The organism is Acidobacteriota bacterium, from assembly GCA_003696075.1.
Taxonomy (GTDB): domain Bacteria; phylum Acidobacteriota; class Polarisedimenticolia; order J045; family J045; genus J045.
Map to the genome: position 1 here is coordinate 1 of RFHH01000189.1, position 2,548 is coordinate 2,548.

At 68.9% G+C, this 2,548-nt stretch carries 2 protein-coding genes; both read left to right on the forward strand.

Annotated elements, in window-relative coordinates:
- Positions 1 to 425: hypothetical protein (locus tag D6718_12385; protein RMG43381.1), on the forward strand; the 425-nt coding region annotated here is incomplete at its 5' end.
- A gap of 28 nt (positions 426 to 453) precedes the next feature.
- On the forward strand, positions 454 to 2,548 hold a 2,095-nt coding region (locus tag D6718_12390), incomplete at its 3' end, for a hypothetical protein (GenBank protein RMG43382.1).

Genomic DNA, 2,548 nt, shown 5'->3' on the forward strand with positions numbered 1-2,548 from the left:
CGGACGGGGTGACCGCGTCGTCGGCGAGCTACCGGATCACGCTGGAGAGCGTGGGGGAGGGCCTGGTCGGAACCGGGCTTTCCTCGGCGTCGTACCGGATGGACGGATCGTTCGCGGGGGCCTACCCGCCGCCGGGCGAGGTGCGGGGCCTGCGCTTCGCGAGCCGGACGGAGCTGCGGTGGGATCCGGAGCGATCGGTGGGGACGTACGACGTCTACCGGGACGCCGTCTCGTCGCTGCCCGGCGGCCAGTACGGGGTGTGCTGGCAGTCGGGCCTGGCGGACGAGAAGGCGACGGACGTGGAGGCGCCGCCGCCCGGGACGGGACGGTTCTACCTGGTGACGGCGCGGAACCGTCTCCAGGAGGAGGGGCCGAAGGGCGATCGCAGCGACGGCTCGGAGCGCGGCGGGAGCGCGTGTCCGTGACGGTGGAGCGATAGGAGGAGTGCGAGCGATGAACCGGAAGCGTGGAACGGGAATGCCGAGGCTGGGGATCGCGGCGGCGTCGGTGCTGGCGGCGGTGTTGGCGGCGGCAGCGGCGACGCCGCCCGGGGTGTTGAACTACCAGGGGGTGCTGCGCGACGCGGCGGACAAGCCTCTGGACGGCAGCTACGACATGGTGTTCCGGTTCTGGAGCGCCGAGACGGGCGGTGACGAGATCCTGATCGACCGGCACCTGTCGGCGAACGGCCAGGCGGTCACGGTCAGCGGCGGTCTGTTCAGCGTGCAGCTCGGGACGGGTGAGGTGCTCGACGGGTCCGGTCCGGGCACGTACACCTCGCTGACGCCGGTGTTCGCGGACTACGGCGACGTCTGGCTCGAGGTGGAGGTGGGGGGCGAGACGCTCTCCCCGCGGATCCGGGTGACCTCGTCAGGCTACGCGCTGAACGCGTCGCGGCTGGAGGGGCGGCCGGCGTCCGGGTATCTGGACACGTCAGGTGTGGAGCAGACGAAGGCGGGCCGTCTGGTGGTCGACGCGACGGGCCGGACCGGCTTCGGGCTGACGGCGTACGGGGATTCGGCGGCGGTCTACTTCAAGAACGCGGACGCGTCCGGGCGGGGCTACCTCGCGAACGGCGACATCGGTGTCCACGGGTACGGCAATTTCTCGGGGGGCTACTTCGCAGACAGCGACAACTCCGGGGAGGCGTACGTGGGCTACTGGGACTACGGGATCTCGGCTCACGGAGGCTACGCGGGGGCGTACTGCGCGGACAGCGACAATTCGGGTTACGCGTACGTGGGCTATGGGGACGACGGGATCGCGGCGTACGGGAACCTGACGGGCGGTTTCTTCCAGGACCGCGACAGTTCGGGGTATGCGTACGTGGGCAATGGCGATTACGGGATTCGCGGCTTCGGATCGTTCGCCGGCGGGTATTTCAAGGACTCGGACGGGACGGGCGACGCGTACGTCGGCTACGGCGACACGGGGATCTCCGCGCAGGGGAGCGTGGCGGGGGGTTACTTCGCGGATTCCGATGGCACGGGCTCGGCGCACGTGGGATACGGAAGCTACGGGATCGACGCCTCCGGCACGAGCGCCGGCGGATACTTCAGCGATTCCAACGGCTCCGGGTACGCCTACGTCGGCTATTCCGATGACGGGATCTCCGCCAGCGGTTCTTACACGGGCGGCTACTTTCGGGATAGCGACAACTCTGGCTACGCGTACGTCGCCTATGGCGACGACGGCATCAGAGCCTACGGTGGCTCCGCGGGCGGATTTTTCCAAAACACGGCCGACAGCAATAGCTACGTGCGGCTCGCACAGAACGATAAGGCCGCGGAATTACACTCGTCCGGCGTGTTGGTCACCATCGGATCGCAAGGTAATGGAATCGAAGCCTACGCGACAGGAACTGCTGGACATTTCGAGGACACGGGGACGGGCACCTACGCAAGAGTCGGCGACTATACGTACAGCTTGTACGGCAACGGCTCCAAGCACTTCGTTCAGAATCATCCCTACGATCCGTCGCTCAAGGTGCTCTACGCATGTCTCGAAGGCGACGAGGTTGCGACGTACACACGCGGCCGCGGCAGACTGCAGAACGGCCGCGCGGTGATCTCCCTCGACGAGACGTTCGCGCTGGTGACCAACCCCGACATCGGCCTCACCGCCCACGTGACGCCGCGGGGGAGCGCAGAGCCTCTGGCAGTCGAGTCGGTGACCACCGAGCAGCTCGTCGTCGTCGGTGAGCCCGGCTCGGACGCCGCGTTCGACTACGTCGTGTACGGGCTGCGGATCGGCTTCGAGGAGGTGCCGGCCGTCCAACCCAAGAAGGAAGGCGAGGACGCCCCGATCCCGTCCATGGCCGAGCACCGGCATCTGCTCGCGGAGCGGCCGGAACTGAGGGCCTACACCCCGCTCGACCGCTTCCGCACGATGGCGGCCGAGGTCGACGGGGTGGCGCCGGAGGCGATCGACCTCTCGCGGTCGCAGGCGCTGGTGGCCGCGATCCACGAGCTCGACCCGGCGGTCGACGGCCTCGGCGAGCCGCCGGCGCCTCCGGCCGCGGACGTCGCCACCGCGCCCGAAGCGGCAC